This window comes from Faecalibacterium tardum (assembly GCF_040096515.1).
Classification (GTDB): domain Bacteria; phylum Bacillota; class Clostridia; order Oscillospirales; family Ruminococcaceae; genus Faecalibacterium; species Faecalibacterium tardum.
On record NZ_JBBMEO010000095.1, the window covers coordinates 1 to 1,090 of the forward strand.

Annotated in this window: 2 protein-coding genes; both read left to right on the forward strand. The window is 47.2% G+C overall.

What is annotated here, in order from left to right; translation table 11 throughout:
* Positions 1-477: hypothetical protein (locus WMO44_RS14900; protein ID WP_349153043.1), on the forward strand; the 477-nt coding region annotated here is incomplete at its 5' end.
* Positions 474-1,090: recombinase family protein (locus WMO44_RS14905; protein ID WP_349153044.1), on the forward strand; the 617-nt coding region annotated here is incomplete at its 3' end. The genes WMO44_RS14900 and WMO44_RS14905, both read left to right, overlap by 4 nt.

Below are 1,090 nucleotides of genomic sequence, written 5' to 3' on the forward strand. Positions count from 1 at the left end.
CAGTTGCACCTGTTTATTACACAACTTAGTGATAGGCGCAAGGTGGTAGAAGAACTGCGAAAAATTGAAGATGTGCAGAATCCCGTCTACCGGGCAAAGGGTGAAATTATGAGCCTGACCGATAAAGTCAGCCAGATGGCCAAGAAGCGGGAACAGCTTTATGCGGACTATGTGGCTGGTGTGGTGGATTCCGAAGATTACCAACTGATTCGGGAAGATTATTCCAGACAATATGATGGCCTGCGGGCCGCGCTGAAGGAAGCGGAAAATAAAAAAGTGAAAGTGGAACGGCAGATTGAAGAATATCTGGATATGACCGCACATCTGGAAGAACATCTGGACAGCTTTGGATTTGATATTCAGTTGGTAAAATCCCTTGTGCAGAGAATCGAAGTAGGCGCGGACAAACGGATTCGGATTGTCTTTGGATTCCGGGATGTGTTTGCAGAACTGGGAAAGGAGAGTGCAGAAAAATGATTGCAGCGTATCAGCGCATTTCAAGGGCTGATGGCGATTTGGGCAAAGATGGCAAGGATAAGAGCAACAGCATTGAGAACCAGAAAGAACTGATCCAACGGTATATCTCCTGCAAAGAAAGTCTACAAAATGTGCCTGTGATGGATTTTGTGGATGACGGTTACACAGGCAGCAATTTTGACAGACCGGGTTTCCAACAGATGATGGATGGTGTGCGCAGTGGTAAGATCGATACCATTATAGTAAAAGACCTCTCTCGCTTTGGCCGCGACTATATCGGTGTGGGTGAGTACATGGAGCAGATTTTTCCTCTGCTGGGCGTTCGGCTTATTGCCATCAACGATAACTATGACAGCGATAATTATAAGGGTGCGACGCTGGGCATGGATGTGGTAGTCAGCAATCTGGTGAACACGATGTACTGCCGAGATGCCGGAAAGAAACTTCGGACAGCCAATCAGGTCAAGTGGCATAAAGGCATTACAACGGCATCTGCTGCACCGTTTGGCTATCAGTTTGACCCGAACAAAAAGGGTGCATTTATCGTTGACCCGCCAGCAGCAAAAATCGTGCGGCGCATTTTTGATCTTGCGATTTTAGGATTGGGAACGCG